The organism is Pseudoclavibacter terrae, from assembly GCF_008831075.1.
Lineage (GTDB): Bacteria > Actinomycetota > Actinomycetes > Actinomycetales > Microbacteriaceae > Pseudoclavibacter > Pseudoclavibacter terrae.
Map to the genome: position 1 here is coordinate 1,124,348 of NZ_WBJX01000001.1, position 17,825 is coordinate 1,142,172.

14 protein-coding genes, 1 other RNA gene and 1 pseudogene are annotated in these 17,825 nt (G+C 68.5%); 9 read left to right on the forward strand and 7 right to left on the reverse strand.

Annotated features, from left to right (window positions below; all coding sequences use genetic code 11):
- The first annotated feature begins 7 nt into the window (after positions 1–7).
- Positions 8–376: a transfer-messenger RNA gene (gene ssrA / locus F8O03_RS05205) on the forward strand.
- A gap of 86 nt (positions 377–462) precedes the next feature.
- On the opposite strand, the gene F8O03_RS05210 is transcribed toward ssrA, so the two are convergent.
- From F8O03_RS05210 to F8O03_RS05220, 3 genes are all read right to left on the reverse strand, one after another.
- Positions 463–1,083, reverse strand: a complete 621-nt coding sequence (locus tag F8O03_RS05210; protein WP_151422885.1) for a DNA-3-methyladenine glycosylase I — start codon at positions 1,081–1,083, stop codon at positions 463–465.
- 151 nt (positions 1,084–1,234) lie between these two features.
- Positions 1,235–1,678, reverse strand: a complete 444-nt coding sequence (locus tag F8O03_RS05215; protein ID WP_151422886.1) for a septum formation family protein — start codon at positions 1,676–1,678, stop codon at positions 1,235–1,237.
- Positions 1,679–1,687: 9 nt separating this feature from the next.
- The gene (locus F8O03_RS05220) at positions 1,688–2,263 is read right to left on the reverse strand and encodes a septum formation family protein (RefSeq protein WP_167516481.1); all 576 of its coding nucleotides are present in this window, start codon (positions 2,261–2,263) and stop codon (positions 1,688–1,690) included.
- A gap of 150 nt (positions 2,264–2,413) precedes the next feature.
- On the opposite strand from F8O03_RS05220, the gene F8O03_RS05225 reads away from it, so the two are divergent.
- Positions 2,414–3,958 (forward strand): MFS transporter, encoded by a 1,545-nt coding sequence (locus tag F8O03_RS05225; RefSeq protein ID WP_244295924.1) that lies wholly within the window; start codon positions 2,414–2,416, stop codon positions 3,956–3,958.
- Between the two features lie 39 nt (positions 3,959–3,997).
- Here F8O03_RS05225 and F8O03_RS05230 read toward each other — a convergent pair whose 3' ends face one another.
- Genes F8O03_RS05230 through aroA form a run of 3 tightly spaced genes read right to left on the reverse strand, consistent with a single transcriptional unit; the run spans position 3,998 to position 7,349 of the window.
- A complete protein-coding gene (locus F8O03_RS05230; RefSeq protein WP_104253517.1) occupies positions 3,998–4,813 on the reverse strand; it encodes an inositol monophosphatase family protein in 816 nt (271 codons plus the stop codon).
- Positions 4,814–4,839: 26 nt separating this feature from the next.
- The gene (rsgA, locus tag F8O03_RS05235) at positions 4,840–5,901 is read right to left on the reverse strand and encodes a ribosome small subunit-dependent GTPase A (protein ID WP_151422888.1); all 1,062 of its coding nucleotides are present in this window, start codon (positions 5,899–5,901) and stop codon (positions 4,840–4,842) included.
- 2 nt (positions 5,902–5,903) lie between these two features.
- Positions 5,904–7,349: a 3-phosphoshikimate 1-carboxyvinyltransferase gene (gene aroA / locus F8O03_RS05240; RefSeq protein ID WP_151422889.1), complete on the reverse strand. Its 1,446-nt coding sequence runs from the start codon at positions 7,347–7,349 to the stop codon at positions 5,904–5,906.
- 149 nt (positions 7,350–7,498) lie between these two features.
- Between aroA and F8O03_RS05245 the strand changes: the two genes are divergently transcribed.
- The 3 genes from F8O03_RS05245 to F8O03_RS05255 are packed head-to-tail and all read left to right on the forward strand — an operon-like array spanning position 7,499 to position 8,965.
- The gene (locus F8O03_RS05245) at positions 7,499–8,134 is read left to right on the forward strand and encodes a sigma-70 family RNA polymerase sigma factor (RefSeq protein WP_104312180.1); all 636 of its coding nucleotides are present in this window, start codon (positions 7,499–7,501) and stop codon (positions 8,132–8,134) included.
- Positions 8,131–8,391, forward strand: a complete 261-nt coding sequence (locus tag F8O03_RS05250) for a zf-HC2 domain-containing protein (RefSeq protein WP_104253513.1) — start codon at positions 8,131–8,133, stop codon at positions 8,389–8,391. The genes F8O03_RS05245 and F8O03_RS05250 overlap by 4 nt, the downstream gene beginning before the upstream one ends.
- A 31-nt stretch (positions 8,392–8,422) precedes the next feature.
- Positions 8,423–8,965 (forward strand): hypothetical protein, encoded by a 543-nt coding sequence (locus tag F8O03_RS05255; protein ID WP_151422890.1) that lies wholly within the window; start codon positions 8,423–8,425, stop codon positions 8,963–8,965.
- An 80-nt stretch (positions 8,966–9,045) separates the two neighbouring features.
- Here F8O03_RS05255 and F8O03_RS05260 read toward each other — a convergent pair whose 3' ends face one another.
- On the reverse strand, positions 9,046–12,759 hold the full coding sequence (locus F8O03_RS05260) for a multifunctional oxoglutarate decarboxylase/oxoglutarate dehydrogenase thiamine pyrophosphate-binding subunit/dihydrolipoyllysine-residue succinyltransferase subunit (RefSeq protein WP_151422891.1): 3,714 nt from the start codon (positions 12,757–12,759) through the stop codon (positions 9,046–9,048).
- A gap of 144 nt (positions 12,760–12,903) precedes the next feature.
- Here F8O03_RS05260 and guaB1 point away from each other — a divergent pair.
- The 4 genes and pseudogenes from guaB1 to F8O03_RS05280 all read left to right on the forward strand — a co-directional run bounded on the left by guaB1 (position 12,904) and on the right by F8O03_RS05280 (position 17,806).
- Positions 12,904–14,350: pseudogene (guaB1, locus tag F8O03_RS05265) on the forward strand (GMP reductase).
- 71 nt (positions 14,351–14,421) lie between these two features.
- Complete coding sequence (locus tag F8O03_RS05270) at positions 14,422–15,768, forward strand: hemolysin family protein (RefSeq protein ID WP_104253862.1); 1,347 nt, start codon at positions 14,422–14,424, stop codon at positions 15,766–15,768.
- Entirely contained in the window at positions 15,761–16,804 is a 1,044-nt protein-coding gene (locus F8O03_RS05275; protein WP_151422892.1) for a hemolysin family protein, read from the forward strand. The genes F8O03_RS05270 and F8O03_RS05275 overlap by 8 nt, the downstream gene beginning before the upstream one ends.
- 66 nt (positions 16,805–16,870) lie before the next feature.
- Positions 16,871–17,806 carry an ADP-dependent NAD(P)H-hydrate dehydratase gene (locus tag F8O03_RS05280; RefSeq protein WP_167516482.1) on the forward strand — a complete coding sequence of 312 codons (936 nt, stop codon included), beginning with the start codon at positions 16,871–16,873 and terminating at the stop codon, positions 17,804–17,806.
- Positions 17,807–17,825 lie beyond the last annotated feature (19 nt).

A 17,825-nucleotide genomic window follows, 5' to 3' on the forward strand; every position in this document is an offset into this window, starting at 1 on the left:
GGCTCACGGGGATGATCGGTTTCGACATGACTGGTGAATCGGCGTGAAGCGGGTCGAGGATGCGGGGTTATCTCGTAAACGCCCCTCGCAAAACATAGGTGCTAACGCTAAGCGCACCGACTTCGCCCTCGCTGCTTAAGCGAGTCCGATAGTCCGTCAGCCCGGGGGAGTTCCCGCTCCGGTAGCTGGCGTCATTAAGGGAACTTGCTGTGGTGTTGTGTTTCAGGGCACCACGGGACTTGCACTGGAACTGGGCTCGTCGATCAAGGTGTCTGTCCCCATGATCGGAGCCAAGTAGAACAGTAGACAGACTGCACCCGGAGAAGCCGCGGTTTCGTAGTTGTGGACGGGGGTTCGATTCCCCCCATCTCCACGAAACCCACGTCATGAGCGAAGGCCCCGACCCGCCAGTTCAACACTGGCGGGTCGGGGCTTTGTCGTCTGCGGTCGGCGGTGCCTGAGTCAGTCCGTCGGCCACACGCCGGATGTGCCTCGCCGGTGGCTGCCGACGAGGTGCGTGTCGACGATGCCGATCGCCTCCATGAGTGCGAAGAGGTTGGTTGGACCGACGAAGCTGAAGCCGTGCGCTTTGAGGCTCTTCGTGAGCTGTCGCGACTCATCGCTCGAACTCGGCACGTCTGCGGCTGAAGCTGGTCTCGGCGTCGTCGCCGGCTTGGCGCCCCAGACGAGTTCGTTGAGTGGCTCACTCTCGCGCAGCGCGACCGTGGCGCGAGCGTTCCTCATGACCGAGGAGATCTTGAGTCGGTTCCGGATCACGCCTGGGTCACCCATCAGACGCTCGAAGTCGTCGTCGCCGAACTCGGCCACCGCGTCGACGTCGAAACCGGCGAACGCCTCTCGCAGCAGCGGCCGTCGCTGCAGGATGAGGCGCCAGGACAGCCCTGACTGGAAGATCTCGAGGCACAGGCGCTCGAACACGCCCCGTTCGTCGGTGATCGGCATGCCCCATTCCGTGTCGTAGTACTGCATGAGCAGCTCGTCCCGGCTCGCCCACAGGGGCCGCGCGAGGCCGTCCTCGCCGACGACGAGGTCAGGTGTGATGGCGGTAGCTGGCAAGGGCATTCCTCTCCGGACGCGGAATCCTGCGATCTCCGCGAACCGGACGGGACGCGGACGGCGCCGATCGAGAACCTGCTGTGCTGAGGACGCTACTCGCAGCCGCCGACACGCGCCGCCGCTGTCCACAGGCAGGCAGCCCGCGATGAAGGCTGGGCTAGCCGTTGGTCGGCAGACGTGAGCCGCTCAGCTCGGCGCCGTCGCTGCTCGCGATGAGGCACACCACGTCGCGGTCACCCTCACTCCAGGTCTGCTCGCTCGGGACAAGGTGCAGCGCGGAGAGGCCTGCGACCGTGTCCCGGCCGAGCTCCGCGAACTCCGCTGAGCACCGTGCATCCGCCTCGGAGGCCAGAGCGTCGTCGCCTGGGAACGCGTCACCGAGTTCGCTCGGTGCAGCCGAGAGCACCTCGTAGAGGTGTGGGTCCGCGCACGAGGATGCAAGCGTCGCGACGGTGAGGTCGGCGTCCGACGAGAAGCAATCGCCGATGTTCACCTCGGTGATCGGAACCGCGCGGGGTGCCTCAGGATCGGCGGTGCAGGCCGTCAGCGCTCCGCTGACGACGAGCACGGCCAAGAGCGTTGCGGAGATTCGGGAGGACACCCCACCAGGCTAACTGGCGGAACCCGCAGCCGTTCCCGCAGTGGCTTGGCCGTCGACGGGCGTCACGATGCACAGCACTTCCCGGTCGCCGCTGGCCCACGACTCGGCACTCGGCACGATGCCCGTGTAGTTCCACTCGGTCAGGAACGGCTCCGCCCCGATGAAGCCGGTGAAGGCGGCGGAGCAGATGTCCTCGAGGGCGGTATCGATCGCCGAGTCGCCGGGGAACGTGTCATCGCCCGGCATGTTCTCGGAGTGATACGCCTCATACGTGTGCAGCGAGTCGCAGTTCGGGAAGAGCTCAGCATCGTCGGAATCCGATTCGAGGTCGAAGCAGTCGCCGACCGCGAGGTCCTCGATGCCGGTCATCGTGCCGGCCACCGCGGTTGGTGTCGGTGTTGCCGTCTCGGATGCGGTCGGCGTGGCCGACTCCGTCTCCTCGGCAGTGGACGTCGACGTCGTCGTCACCACGGGATCGGTGCCCCCACCGGCGAGTGTCGTCACGAGGGTGCATCCACTGAGGAGCAGGAGGGCGGCGAGCCCCAGGGACGCGCCTGCGGCGCTTCGTACGGCGGCGGTTCGCATCGTTGCTCCTCTTGGGGGTGAACAGCGGTTCAGAGCTCCTGTGCCGCTCCTGCAGACGCGACGCGACCAGTGTATTGCGGCCTCCCCGAAGATCACCACTGAGGCGAGTGGAATCGGTGCGTCGCGTCTGCGGCGTAGCATGTCCTCCATATGTCAGCAGATGCGACTTCCCCCACGCAGCAGTCGACTCCCGACCGCGGCCAGCCCATGCCGGCCTCGAGCGGGACCGGGGATTCCTCGCGCTGGCCCGCCTTCGCGGTGTGCGCGGCCGTCGCCGTGCTCACGATCCTCGATCTCGCCAAGGTCAACGTCACGCTCGGCCCGATCGAGCACACGCTCGGTGCGGCATCCTCCGACGTGCAGCTCATCGTCGCCGGCTACGTGCTGGCGTTCGGGATCCTGCTCGTCCCCTCGGGGCGACTCGGCGACCTGTGGAATCGCAAGCGCCTGTTCCTGATCGGTCTGGTCGCCTTCGGGCTGGCGTCACTCGTGTGCGCGCTCAGCGTGAGCACCGAGATGCTGATCGGCGGTCGAATCCTGCAGGGCTTCGCCGCAGGCATCCTGATGCCCCAGGTGCTCGGCCTCATCCAGCAGCTCTTCACGGGCCAGGAGCGCGGGCGGGCCTTCGGGATCTTCGGCGCCATCGTCGGGCTCGGCACGGCGTTCGGCCCGACGATCGGCGGATTGCTCATCGGCCTGCTGGGGGAGGAAGCCGGCTGGCGCTGGACGTTCGCCATGAACGTGCCGCTCGCCCTGGTCGTGCTCCCGTTCGCCTGGCGGCTCCTCCCGTCGAAGCAGGAAGTGGCGAAGGGGCAGACGCTCGACCTCTTCGGCGTCGCCCTCCTCGGGCTTGCCGTGCTGACCACGATGCTCCCCTTCGTGCTGACCTCGGGGCGGGACACGGACGACCCGGCCCGGTGGTGGCTGCTCGCTCCAGCGCTCGGCTTCTTCGTCGCGTTCATCCTCTGGGAGCGGCGCTACCTCCGCATCGGGAAGACGCCCGTCGTCGACTTCGCGCTGTTCCGCACGCCCTCGTATCGCTACGGGGTGCTCATCACGACGCTGTTCTTCGCCGCGATGCCAGTCGGCTTCCTCCTCGTCACGCTCTTCCTGCAGCAGGGGCTCGGCCACACGGCCGTGCTGGTCGGCGCCGTCTCGGTCCCGTACGCGCTCACCTCGGCGGTCGTCGCGGCCGTCTCGGGCAAGTGGACGTTCCAGCACGGGGCGACGCTCGTCGCCATCGGCGTGGCGCTCTTCGCGGTGGGGTACACCGTGGTGCTCGTCGTGACCCAGTTGGCGGAGCCGGCGCTGTCGCCCTACCTGGTCAGCGCGTCGCTCATCATCTCGGGTGCGGGCGCGGGACTGGTGATGGGGGCGAACCAGATGCGGATGCTCCTGCACGTTCCCGTCGAGCAGGCTGGCATCGCGGGTTCGTTCGCCCAGGTCGGCCAGCGCCTCGGCAACGCCATGGGCTTGGCGATCGGCAGCTCCGTCTTCTTCGCGGGGGTCGCCGCGCTGCAGGTCACGGGAGCCGTGCAGGGCACGAGTTCCCCTGTCGTGCAGGAGGCCTACAAGACGTCCGTAGCCGGCGGCCTGCTCGTGGTCATCTGCCTGGCCTGTCTCACGCTCGTGGTCGCCGTCGTCGACCTGGTCGGGCATCGGCGGCGCCTGCGCGAGCAGCCAGCGGGGGAGTGACGTCCGGTTCCTCGCCGAGTCGCGAACCGGATCAGCGGATCAGCGGGCCGCGAGGGCCTTGAGGGCCTGCTCGTGCAGAAGGCCGTTCGTGGCGAGCGCGCTGCCGTGCCACGGCCCCTCTTCCCCGTCCATGCTCGTGAACGTGCCGCCTGCCTCCACGACGATCGGCACGATCGCGGCCATGTCGTACGGCTGCAGATCGAACTCTCCCGCGATCTCGAGCGCGCCCTCCGCGACGAGCATGTAGGACCAGACCTCGCCGACGGCGCGTGTGCGCCAGATGGCTCGGCTGAACTCGAGCAGCTGCGCTGAGCGGCCCGCGTCATCCCAGCCCTTGAGGCTGTTGTAGCTCAGGGATGCACGTTCGAGCTCGTCGACGGCGCTCACCTGGATGCGCCTGTCGGTGGCGACGTCGCTGTCGCTGAGGTCGTCGTCGAGGTACGCACCCTGGCCGGTTGCGCCCCACCAGCGCCTGTTGAGGCCGGGCGCGGACACGACCCCCACCTCGGGGACGCCGTCGATGACCAGCGAGATCAGGGTCGCCCAGATCGGGATGCCGCGCATGAAGTTGGCCGTGCCGTCGATCGGGTCGATGATCCACTGCCGGCGGGAGGTGCCCTGCGAGCCGTACTCCTCGCCGAGGATGGAGTCGCTCGGGCGGGTCTCCGCGAGGCGCGCGCGCAGGGCCTGCTCGACGGCCCGGTCCGCGTCGGTCACCGGCGTCCGGTCCTCTTTCTCGTACACCCCGAGCGAGCGCGAGTTGAAGTGCTGCATCGAGACCGCATCGGCGATGTCGGCGAGCTCTCGTGCGAGGCGGAGGTCGGAGGAGAGCGGGTGCAGGAGTTCGGTGGCCACACGCTCAGCCTAGGCCAGGGTGCCAGCTAGTAGCTCGCGTCGGCCGCCTGGTCGAGCGACATGAACAGGCGTCGCAGCGAGTCGAGCCTGGCGATGCCAGCCTCGTCGAGCTCGCCGTCGCGCGCAGCGTCGTCGAGCGCGCAGTCCGGGGCGTCGGCCCGGTGCGTGCATCCGCGCGGGCAGTCCTCGGCGATGTCGGCGAGTTCGGTGAAGCCGCGCAGCACGTTGTCGCGGTCGACGTGCCCGAGTCCGAATGACCGGACCCCCGGGGTGTCGATGATCCAGCCGGTGTGCCCCTCGGCGTCCTCGATGCGAACGGCGAGGGTGGATGAGGAGGTGTGTCTCCCGCGACCGGTGACGGCGTTGACGACTCCCGTCTCGCGAAGCGTGCCGGGCACGAGCGCGTTCACGAGCGTCGACTTCCCGACGCCGGAATGGCCGACGGCGACCGTCGTGTGGCCCGTGAGCGCGGCTCGGAGCTCGTCGATGGGCTCGCCTCCCGGGCGAGACTCGAAGACCTTCACGCCGAGGGGCTCGACGAGCGAGCGCAGCTCGTCAGCGGGCGCCACGTCCGTCTTCGTGAGAACAAGCAGCGGCTGGATGCCCGCATCCAGGGCCGCCACGAGGTAGCGGTCGATGAGTCGTGGTCGCGGCTCCGGCTGAGCTGTGGCCGCGACGATGAGCATCTGGTCGGCGTTGGCGACGATGACGCGCTCGACCTGATCGGTGTCGTCCGCGCTGCGTCGGAGGAGCGTCTTGCGTTCGACGATGCGCACGATGCGGGAGAGGCTGCCGGCGTCGCCGGTCGTGTCGCCGACGATGTCGACGAGGTCTCCCGTGACGATCGCCGTCCGGCCGATCTCTCTCGCCTTGGCCGCGGTGACGGTTCGCTCCTCCGGCGTGCCCTCGTCGAGCAGCACCGTGTAGCGTCCGCGGTCGACGGTCACGACGCGTCCGGTCACGGCGTCGGAGTGCTTCGGACGCTGCTTCGATCGGGGCCTGTTCGCCTTGGGGTTCGGGCGCCCCCGGAAGTCGTCCTCGTCCCAGTCGCCGTAGGCGTCGAACGCGTCGCCGAGTGAGCGAGCCACGGTCAGATGCTGAAGGCGGTGAGGTCGACGCTGCCGTCGTCCTCGCCCTCGTCCGGGTCGCCGACCGTGCCCTGGTCCAGCATGTCCTGCCAGAGCTGGGTGAACTGGGGGAGCGTCTTGCTCGTGGCGTGGATGTCGTCGACGGTCACGCCCTCGATCGCGAGGCCGACGATGGCGCCGGAGGTGGCCATGCGGTGGTCCTCGTAGCTGCGCCATTCGTGGGCTGTGCGCGGTCCGGGAACGATCTCGAGCCCGTCGTCGAGCTCGGTGACCTCGCAGCCGATGCCGCGCAGCTCGGCGGCGATGGCCGCCACGCGGTCCGTCTCGTGGCCCCGGAGGTGCGCGATGCCCGTGATGCGGCTCGTGGTGGTACAGAGGCCGCAGAGCGCCGCGAGGTTGGGGGCGAGCTCTCCAGCCTCGGAGAGATCGAGGTCGACGCCCGGCAGCTCGGCTCCCTCGGCGATGCCGCGTTCAACCGTGCACGTGAGCACGCCGTCCGCGACCGAGATCTGCGCGCCGAAGAGCGGGAGCAGGTGCTCGAGGTGAGATCCGACCTGCGTCGTCGTCGCCGGCCAGTCTTCGATGGAGACGCTGCCGCCCGCGACGATCGCCGCGATGAGGAAGGGCTCCGCATTGGAGAGGTCGGGCTCGATCGTGAGCTCGCACCCGTCGATGCTGCCCGGCGAGACACGCCACATGCCCGCCTCCGAGTCGTCGATCTCGACCCCGCGGTCCCGCAGGGCGGCGAGCGTCATGTCGATATGCGGTTGGCTCGGGACCCGATCGCCCGAGTGGATGAGCGTGAGCCCGTTCTCGAAGCGTGCGCCGGCCATGAGGAGCCCAGAGACGAACTGGCTGGAGGCTCCAGCGTCGATCGTGACCTCGCCTCCCGTCACCTCGCCGGTGCCGTAGAGCGAGAAGGGCAGCCCGCCCCTCCCGTCGTCGCGGACCTCGACACCGAGCGCCTTGAGCGCATCCACCGTGCCCTTCATCGGGCGTCGGCGAGCCGCCTCGTCGCCGTCGAAGGCGACGGGACCGAGGGCGAGGGATGCGAGGGGCGGGACGAAGCGCATGACGGTGCCCGCGAGGCCGCAGTCGATGGAGACGCCGCCCTCGAGCTCGCCTGGCGTGATCTCGAGATCGTTCCCGAACCGACCGTCGCCGGGGACTTCGACGATCTTCGTGCCGAGCTGCCTGAGCGCCTCGATCATGAGCTCGGTGTCGCGAGCCCACAGCGGGTGCCGAAGCAGCGACGGTGCGTCGGCCAGTGCGGACAGCACCAGTTCGCGGTTCGTGAGGCTCTTCGACCCAGGGATCTGGAGGCGCGCGTCGATCGGCGCAGTCGCCGTCGGGGCCTCCCACGGGCCGTCGCCGAGGGTCAGGGGCTCGCTGCCCTCGTCGTCTCGGTACAGGTCGAAGCGTGGTCCGGAATAGCCAAAGATCTCCATTGGTTGACAACGATACCGCCAGTGGCGCTCGCATCACCCGGAAAGACGATTCCGGCAGACAACGAAGGGGAGGGCAGCCCTTGCAGACAACCCTCGCGCCGCCGAGGCGTCAAGCCGCCGAGAGGCGCACGGCAGTACACTCACGCGTAATGAGTGAGCAGAAGTCGCCTCAGGCGACCCCAGATCAGGACGAACTCCGGCAGCTGTTCGAGGAGCAGGCGCTGCAGTACATCGACCAGTTGTACGCGGCAGCCATGCGCATGACTCGAAACCCCGCAGACGCGCAGGACCTCGTGCAGGAGACCTTCGTGAAGGCCTTCGTGGCCTTCGCGCGCTTCGAGCAGGGCACGAACCTCAAAGCGTGGCTGTATCGCATCCTCACGAACCTCTTCATCAACTCGTACCGCAAGAAGCAGCGGGAGCCGTACGCGAACGCGCTCGAGGACCTCGAGGACTGGCAGCTCGGCGGCGCCGAGTCGGCGACGGCCCAGACCTCGTCGCGCTCGGCCGAGGCTGAGGCCATCGACCACCTTCCCGATTCGACGGTGAAGGACGCCCTCCAGGCGATTCCGGAGGACTTCCGCCTGGCGGTGTTCCTCGCTGACGTGGAGGGATTCTCCTACAAGGAGATCGCAGACATCATGAAGACCCCCGTCGGCACCGTCATGTCGCGGCTTCACCGCGGCAGGCGATTGCTTCGCGAGCGCCTCACCGGCTACGCGCGAGAGAACGGCATCATTCCGGCCCTGGACGGGGACGAGCAGGAAACAGGGAGCAAGAAATGACCGATTGCGGCTGCGAGAAAGCCAAGGACGCCCTCGAGGAGTACCTGCGCAACGAACTCGCCAGTACGGACGCGAGCGATATCCGCGAGCACCTCGAGCACTGCAAGGACTGCGAGAGCGAGCTGCACGTGAACCGCTCGCTCATGGAAGTCGTCCAGCGTGCCTGCAAGGAGCGCGCCCCGGAAGAGCTGCGCCTGCACGTCCTCGACCAGCTGCGGAATATCCAGCGTTCGCACGGCACGCCGGTCGCCAACTGACCCGGGGCGCGCCCGAACCCGTGTCCTGCCGATGACTCCGGATCCCAACGAGGACGCCTGGCGTCTGCTCTCCGCTCGCATCGACGAGGCCATCTCCGAGCTGCGGGAACGGGATGCCAGGCGGGAGACGCTCGCCGAGCTGCTCGAGCGTCGCCCCGTCCTCGGTATCCGTCGAGGCCCCGTTCTGCGACGGGTCACCAATGTCTGGCGTCTGCGAGAGCTGCTGCTCGACGAGAGCGGCGGGCTGTTCCGCGTCGGATCCGTGATCCGGGTCGCGAAGCAGCCAGACCACTACAGCGAGCAGTCGGCGCTAGCGGCCGAGCGACGGCGCGTGCAGCTCGCCGCACTGAAGTCCGGGTTCGACCTGGGCGAGATCGTCAACTACGGTGCGGCGGGCATCCAGCTCTCCGACAGCGGCGGCGCCGACGCGCACCCCGGCCTGGAGGTGGTGGGCGGCGAGGTGGTCCTGCACTGGGGAGCCGTCCCCGGCGCGCAGGCCGGTCTCGGCGCGAGCAGCTCGACTCCGCTCGCCGCGTACCTCGACGACGCCGTGGCTCTGCTGACCGGGCGCTGACGGGCAGCCCGACGCCACACGAAGGCGCCCGCCCCGATTGCTCGGGACGGGCGCCTTCAGCTTCCGCGGAGGAGACCTGCCTAGTCGGCCAGGATTCCCTCGATGAGCTCAGCCTGCTGGCGCTGGTGCGCCTTCATCGTGCCGACCGATGGCGCCGACGACTCCGGGCGGGTGACCGCGCGGATCGTGCGACCCTCGAGCATCGGCGCGAGGTGCGTGCGGATGAACGGCCAAGCGCCCTGGTTCTCCGGCTCGTCCTGCGCGTAGATGATCTCTGCGTTCGGGTACTCGGCAAGGATGCGGTTGATCTCCTCGCCCGGCATCGGGTAGAACTGCTCGAGCCGCACCAGGGCGACCGTCGAGTCCTCGCGCTTGTCGAGCTCTGCACGGAGGTCGTAGTGCAGCTTGCCGGCGTGCAGCACGACGCGGCGAACAGCGGACTTGTCGGTGATGCGCTCGTCGTCCAGGACGGGCCGGAACGCGCCGTTCGTGAAGTCCTCGACCGGCGAGACGGCACTGCGAAGGCGCAGCATCGACTTCGGCGTGAAGATCACGAGCGGCTTGCGCGGACGCGCGTAGGCCTGGCGGCGCAGCAGGTGGAAGTGCGACGCGGGCGTCGACGGCATCGCGACCGTCATGTTCTCTTCGGCGGCGAGCGTGAGGAAGCGCTCGATGCGCGCCGAGGAGTGGTCGGGACCCTGACCCTCGTAGCCGTGGGGGAGCAGCAGCACGACGCTCGAGCGCTGGTTCCACTTCTGCTCCGACGCCGAGATGAACTCGTCGATGATCGTCTGCGCGCCGTTCACGAAGTCACCGAACTGCGCCTCCCAGAGGACAAGCGCGTCGGGACGCTCCACCGAGTAGCCGTACTCGAAGCCGAGCACCGCGTACTCGCTCAGGAAGGAGTCGTAGATCGAGATGGGCGCCTGGTTGTCGCTCAGGTTGGACAGCGGCAGCCAGTTCTGGCCGTTGAGGCGGTCGTGGAAGAGCGCGTGGCGCTGCACGAACGTCCCGCGGCGCGAGTCCTGGCCGGACATGCGCACGGGCGTGCCCTCCATGAGCAGCGAGCCGAGGGCGAGGAGCTCGCCGAAGGCCCAGTCGATGCCGCCTTCACGGCTCATCTGCTCGCGCTTCGACAGCACGGCCTTGAGCTTCGTGTGCACCGAGAAGCCCTCTGGCGGGTTGCCGTGGGCGTCGCCGATGGTCTCGACGACCTCGCGTGCGACCGCGGTCGACTCGGGCTCGGAGCGGTGGTTCTCCTCACGGGACCCGACAGCGGACAGCTCGGCGGCCGAGATGGGCGTCGACTGCGTCTGGGCCTGGTGCGTCTCCGCAAAGGCGCGCTCGAGACGGTCGTGGAAGTCCTTCTGCGCCGCGTCGAACTCGTCCTGGGTGATGTCGCCACGTCCGACGAGTGCCTCGGCGTACAGCTTGCGCACGGAGCGCTTCGCCTCGATGAGGTTGTACATGAGGGGCTGCGTCATCGAGGGGTCGTCGCCCTCGTTGTGGCCGCGGCGGCGGTAGGAGATGAGGTCGATGACCACGTCGCGCTTGAAGCGCTGGCGGTAGGCGAAGGCGAGCTCGGCGACGCGGGCGACGGACTCGGGGTCGTCGCCGTTCACGTGGAAGACCGGCGCCGAGATGGCCTTGGCCACATCGGTCGAGTACATCGACGAGCGAGCATCCCTCGGCGTCGTCGTGAAGCCGACCTGGTTGTTGATGTTCACGTGGATCGTGCCGCCCGTGCGGTAGGCGCGGAGCTGCGACATCTGCATCGTCTCGTAGACGACACCCTGACCCGCCATGGCGGCGTCACCGTGGATGAGGATCGGCAGGACCGCGTCCCGGCCGTCGGCCTTGCGGTCGAGCTTGCCGCGCACGATGCCCTCGAGCACGCCGTTGACGGCTTCGAGGTGCGAGGGGTTGGCGGCGAGGTAGACCGGGATCGTCGCGCCGGAGGCGGCCGTGAAGGTTCCCTCGATGCCGAGGTGGTACTTCACGTCACCCGAGTTGCCGCGGCCCGAGCTGGACTGCACACCCTCGAACTCGCGGAAGATCTGGCCGTACGTCTTGCCGGCGATGTTGGTGAGCACGTTGAGGCGGCCGCGGTGGGCCATGCCGATCGCGACCTCGTCGAGGTCTTCTTCTGCGGCACCCTGGATGATCGTGTCGAGCAGGGAGATGACCGACTCGGAACCCTCGAGCGAGAAGCGCTTCTGCCCGACGTACTTCGTCTGCAGGAAGGTCTCGAACGCCTCAGCCTCGTTCAGCTTGTTGAGGATGCGCATCTGCTCTTCGTGCGTGGGCTTCGTGTACGGGTGCTCCAGCTCGTCCTGGAACCAGGCGCGCTGCTCCGGGTCCTGGATGTGCATGTACTCGATGCCGATGGTGCGGCAGTAGGAGTCGCGCAGGATGCCGAGGATGTCGCGGAGCTTGAGCATCCGCTGGCTCCCGCCGAACCCGTCTGCGACGAACTCGCGCTCGAGGTCCCAGAACGTGAGCCCGTGGTTCTCGATCTCGAGGTCGGGGTGCGTGCGCTGCACGTACTGCAGCGGGTCGATGTCGGCCATCATGTGGCCGCGCACGCGGTACATGTTGATGAGCTGCTGCACGCGAGCCGTCTTGTTGATCGCGGCGGCGAGGTCGACGTGGACGTCCTGCGACCACACGACGGGCTTGTACGGGATGCGCAGCGACGCGAAGATCTCTTCGTAGAAGTTGTGCTGGCCCGTGAGGTGCTCGTGCACGATCTTCAGGAACTCGCCGGAGCCAGCGCCCTGGATGACGCGGTGGTCGTACGTGCTCGAGATCGTGAGGCGCTTGGAGATGGCGAGGTCGTCGAGGACGTGCTGCGCCATTCCCTGGTAGGGGGCCGGGTAGTCGAGGGCGCCGGCGCCGATGATCGCTCCCTGGCCCTTCATGAGCCGTGGGACGGACTGCAGGGTGCCCATGCCGCCAGGGTTGGTGAGCGAGATCGTCGTGCCCGCGTAGTCGTCGCCGCTGAGCTTGTTCTGGCGACCGCGCTTGATGAGCTCCTCGTAGGCGCCGAGGAACTCGCGGAAGTTGAGCGTCTCGGCCTGCTTGATGCTCGGAACCACGAGGGCGCGGGTTCCGTCTGGCTTCGGCACGTCGATCGCGATGCCGAGGTTGACGTGAGCCGGCTCGATGGCGGAGGGCTTGCCGTCGACCTCGTCGTAGTAGACGTTCATGCTCGGGAACTTGATGAGCGCCTTCACGAGGGCCCAGCCGATGAGGTGCGTGAACGAGACCTTGCCGCCGCGCGTGCGGCGCAGGTGGTTGTTGATGACGATGCGGTTGTCGATCATGAGCTTCGCGGGGATCTCGCGGTAGCTCGTCGCCGTCGGCACCTGCAGTGAGATGTCCATGTTCTTGGCGATGGCCTTCGCCATGCCCTTCAGCGGCGACACGATGTTCTCGCGTGACGGCGCCTTCTCCTTGTCAGCTGCCGGCGCATCCGCGGGGATGAGCTTCTCCTGCGGGGCTGCGGCAGTGGTCTTCGCCTGCTTTCGCGCCTCGCCCTCGGCGGTGGGCTTCTTCGCCTCTGCCTGAGCGGCTGGAGCTGCCTGCGCCTTCGCGGGCTGGGCTGCTGGTGCCGTCTTCGCCGGAGCAGTGGTCTGCTGCTTGGCGTACTGCTCGAGTGTTGGCCACCAGGCCTCGTCGACACTCTTCGGGTCCTTGACGTACTTCTCGTACATCTCTTCGACGAGCCAATCGTTGGCCCCGAAATCGGACTTTGCTTCGTCTGTACCCGCACTGGTCAAATGACTCGCCACCTGAGTTCGTCTCGCGTTCGTCTGTTGATGCGGGACACGCCGAATCTGGGCGGCGGCCCCATCGAGCAACCAGCCTAACGCCCCTGGCGAGCGCTCTGCGCGAAAGTGGCCGGTTCGGCGCCTGGGCAACGTATTCTGGAGGCCATGCACTTCTCTGGTCCCGCCCCACACCACGAGCTCACGTACTCGGACGTCTTCCTGATTCCGAGCCGGTCAGATGTGGGGTCGAGGCTGAATGTCTCGCTCGCCCCCGATGACGGCACCGGCATGACGATTCCTCTGGTCGCCTCGAACATGAACGCGGTGACCGGTCCCCGCATGGCGGCGGCGATCGCACGGCGAGGCGGTCTCGGCGTGCTGCCGCAGGACATGTCCCTCGAGGCGCTGCAGACGGCGATCGCCTGGGTGAAGTCCCAGGACCCGGTCCTCGACACGCCCTTCACCGCGTCGGGTGACGCGACGGTCGGCTCGGTGCTCGAGCTCGTCCCGCCCGTCGCCGGGTTCGGGGTCTCCGTGCTGGCTCCCGACGGGGAGGTGCTCGGTGTGCTGCAGGCGTCGACGCTCGCGCGTGTCCCGAGCGACGCCGTGCTGGCCGACCTGAGCCACCACTTCGTCGACGAGGTGCCGCTGGCCCTCGCTCGCGACTCCCGGACGGTCTTCAACTCCTTCGCCGAGGCGGGCGAGAGCTTCGCTCCGGTGCGGACCGAGCGAGGCGAGATCGCGACGGTCACGGCGAGCGGCGCGCTGCGCAGCACGATCTACCAGCCGGCGCTCGACGCTCGGGGGCGCCTTCGAGTCGCGGTCGCCGTCGGCGTGTCGCGCAACGCGCAACGCGCTCGAGCGCGCACGCGCGCTCGTCGAGGCCGGCGCCGACGTGCTGGTCCTGGACACCGCGCACGGACATCAGGGCAGCATGCTGCGAGCGATCGAAGCGGTGCGTGGGGCGGAGCTCGGGGTTCCGATCGTCGCCGGCAACGTCGTCAGCGGGAGCGGCGTGCACGACCTCGTCTCGGCGGGTGCGAGCATCATCAAGGTCGGCGTGGGCCCGGGTGCCATGTGCACCACGCGCATGATGACCGCGGTCGGCCGCCCGCAGTTTTCCGCGGTGCTGGAGACGTCGGAGACCGCGCACGCGCTCGGCGCGCGCGTCTGGGCGGACGGGGGAGTGCGCTACCCGCGTGACGTCGCCCTCGCGCTCGCCGCCGGCGGGTCCGCCGTCATGATCGGCTCGTGGTTCGCCGGCACGGTCGAGGCCCCTGGGACGGTGCGCACCGACGACGCCGGCAACTGGTTCAAGGAGTCGTTCGGCATGGCGTCCACGAAGGCGGTCGAAGCGCGTTTCGGGGACCTCGAGCCCTACGAGCGCGCGCGCAAGCTCCTCTTCGCGGAGGGCATCTCGTCGTCGAAGATCATGCTCGATCCCAAGCGGCCCGGACTCGACGACCTGATCGACATGATCACGACCGGCGTTCGCTCATCGTTCACCTACGCGGGGGCCGACTCGCTTCCCGAATTCCGCCAGCGCGCCAAGGTCGGCATCCAGTCGGCGGCCGGCTACGAAGAGGGCAAGGCCCTCCCGGTGTCCTGGTAGACGCGGCCGGCTGACGGGGTCTCGGATATGTGTGCTCGACAGGGTGGTGACGGCGCGTGAACGAGTGGGTCATGCTCGGGATCGGCGTCCTGCTCACCCTGGGCACCGGCGTCTTCGTCGGCTCGGAGTTCTCGCTCGTCAACCTCGACCGCAACGACCTCGAGAAGCGGCGGGAGCGGGGGGAGAAACGACTCACCCCGACGATCAACGCGCTCAAGCACACATCCACGCACCTCTCGAGCGCGCAGCTCGGCATCACGCTCACGACGCTCCTCACCGGCTACACGATGGAGCCCGCGATCTCGTCGCTGCTCGCGACGCCGCTCGGCGCGGTCGGACTGCCGGAGGATGCCGTGCGCCCCGTCGGAGCCGTGCTGGCCATCGTCATCGCGACGGCCCTGTCGATGGTCGTCGGCGAGCTCATCCCGAAGAACTTCGCGCTGGCCGTGCCCCGGACGACGGCGAAGTTCCTCATCCCGCTGCAGGTCGCCTTCACGACGGTGTTCAGGCCAGCTGTCGCGGTGCTCAACGGCAGCGCGAACGGTCTCATCCGCTCCGTCGGCATCGAGCCGAAGGAGGAGCTTTCCGGCGCGCGCACCGCGGAGGAGCTGTCGAGCCTCGTGCGGCGCTCCGCGCTCGTCGGCATCCTCGAAGGTGAGCGGGCCGTGCTGCTGAGTCGCACGCTGCGCTTCGCCGACCACATCGCGGCGGATGTCATGACGCCGAGGCCTCGAGTGCAGTCCATCGCCGTCGACGCGCCGGTGCAGGAGCTCATCGATCTCGCGAAGTCGACGGGGCACTCGCGCTTCCCGGTGACCGGTGAGGACATCGACGAGATCGTCGGCGTCGCGCACCTCAAGAACGCCGTCTCGCTCCCGCTCGACCGGAGGCGCTCCGTGCCGGTCGGGGCCATCAAGACGGACGCGCTGCTGGTCCCCGAGACGCTCGGCCTGGACGCGCTGCTCGCCGAGCTGCGCTCCGGCGGCTTCCAGCTGGCGGTTGTGCTCGACGAGTACGGCGGCACGAATGGCGTCGTGACGCTCGAGGACCTCGTCGAGGAGATCGTCGGCGAGCTCGTCGACGAGCATGACCGCGCGCACCTCGACGTGGTCCGCGCCAAGGGCCGGACGACGTTCGACGGCATGCTCCGACCAGACGAGGTGCGTGACCGGCTCAACATCGAGCTCGACGACGACGGACCATACGAGACGGTGGCGGGCTTCATCATGAACGCCCTCGAGCGCATCCCCGCCGTGGGTGACGAGGTCCAGGTCCCCGTCGGCACGTTCCGGGTCGAGCGGATGGACGGCCGCCGCGTCGACCGTGTCGCGTTCACCCCCAACGAGTCCTACGAGTCGAGGGAGGCGCTCATGCAGCGCCTCGCCGACCAGCACGCCGAGAAGGAGAACCGTGGCTGAGTACTGGTCTGGCCTCGCCTGGCTCGTCGTCCTCCTCGCGGCGAACGCCTTCTTCGTCGGTGCGGAGTTCGCTGTCATCTCCGCGAAGCGCTCGCAGATCGAACCGAGGGCGGAGCGGGGCAGCAAAGCCGCCCAGCAGACCCTCTACGCGATGGAGCACGCGACCGGCATGCTCGCGACGAGCCAGCTCGGCATCACGGTCTGCTCGCTCCTCATCCTCAACGTGTCCGAGCCCGCGCTCCACCACCTCCTCGAGATCCCGCTGTCGGCAACGGGCCTCAGCGAGGAGATGATCTCGACCATCGCGTTTGTCATCGCGCTCGTCGTGGTCTCCTACCTGCACGTCGTGCTCGGCGAGATGGTGCCGAAGAACATCTCGTTCTCGGTCCCCGACCGCGCGGCCCTGCTGCTCGCGCCGCCGCTCGTGTTCTTCTCTCGCCTGTTCGCGCCCGTCATCTGGGCGTTGAACGGCATCGCGAACACGACCCTGCGTCTCTTCGGCGTCGAGCCGAAGGCCGAGACGACCAGTGCCTTCACCTTTGACGAGGTCGCCGGCATCGTCGAGCAGTCGAAGCGAGAGGGGGTGCTCATGGACCGCGCGGGCACTCTCTCGAACACCTTCGAGTTCACGGCCAAGAAGGTCGCCTCCGTCGCGATCGCCGGAGACCAGCTTGTGGTGCTCCCGCCGGACGCGACGCCGGAGATGCTGCAGCGCGCCGTCTCCGAGCACGGCTACTCGCGCTACATCATCCTCGACAGCGAGGGCGGGTACTCGGGCTACGTGCACCTGAAGGACGTGCTCGACCTCGATGAGCCGGGCGAGTTCGACCAGCCGATCCCAGCCAAGCGCATCCGCTCGCTCGACGGGGTCCATGATGAGGCCGACCTCGAGGACGCCCTCGCCATGATGCGCCGCACGGGCAACCACCTGGCTCGCGTGCTCGACCGGGAAGGCAACACGCGAGGTGTGCTGTTCCTCGAGGACATCATCGAGGAGCTCGTCGGCGAGATCCGGGATGCGACAGCCCGACACTGAAGTCCGGACCCCTTGAGCGTCCGGCGTCGACTTGGCGTGTCGCCGAAGAGCGACCAGGATGGCCGGGTGAGGGAATTCGAAGCTCAGGATGCCGCGGCCAGCGTGTTCGCGCCGCGCGAGGACGACCACAAGTACCGGAGGGGCGTCGCCGCGTTCGTCACGGGCTCGACGCACTACCCAGGCGCTGCCGTGCTCGGGACGAGAGCCGCCCTCGCGACCGGCATCGGCATGGTCCGGTACTCGGGCGGCGAGTCCGAGACGAAGGCCGTGCTGTGGCAGAGCCCTGAGGTCGTGGCCGACCTCGCATCGTTCGACGCGCTCGTCGTGGGCTCCGGCGTGGACCCGAAGGATGTGCGCCGCACCAGCGAGGCGCGCGAGGCCCTCGACCGTGCGCGTGAGCTCGACGCGACGGTCATCGCCGACTCGGGGGCTCTCGGGCAGATCGCCAAGCGGGTCCTGGGCGGGCACCATGTGCGCCGGTGCATCCTCACGCCGCACGCGGCCGAGCTCGCGGCGCTCATCACGAAGCTCGAGGACACCGAGGTGCGAGCGAGCGACGTCATCAAGGAGCCGGAGCAGGCTGTCCGCCTCGTCACCGACCGCCTCGGGTGCACGCTCGTGCTCAAGGGGCACCGCACCTACATCGCCGGTGACGGTCCCACGATCATCGTGGATGCGCCCGGTGCCTGGCTCGCGACTGCCGGCACCGGAGACGTGCTCGCGGGCGCCATGGGGGCGCTGAGTGCCGTTGCGTCCAAGCGCGAGGTCGCCGAGCAGCCGGAGCCCCAGCAGCTCGCGGCCGCCGCCGTCTGGCTGCACGCGCGCGCAGGCTGGTTCGCCTCGCAGGTCAACGCGGGCAATACCGCCGCCGCGGCCGACCTCCTGGCCCCCATCGAGCAGCTCCAGCGGCACGGACCCGGCTCTCCCATCAGGGCGAGCGACGCGACCGCGGTCCTGCCTCGCCTGGTCGGCGCACTCGTGGCGTCCAAGATCCGCGCCTGAGCTGGGGTAGCTTGTCCCG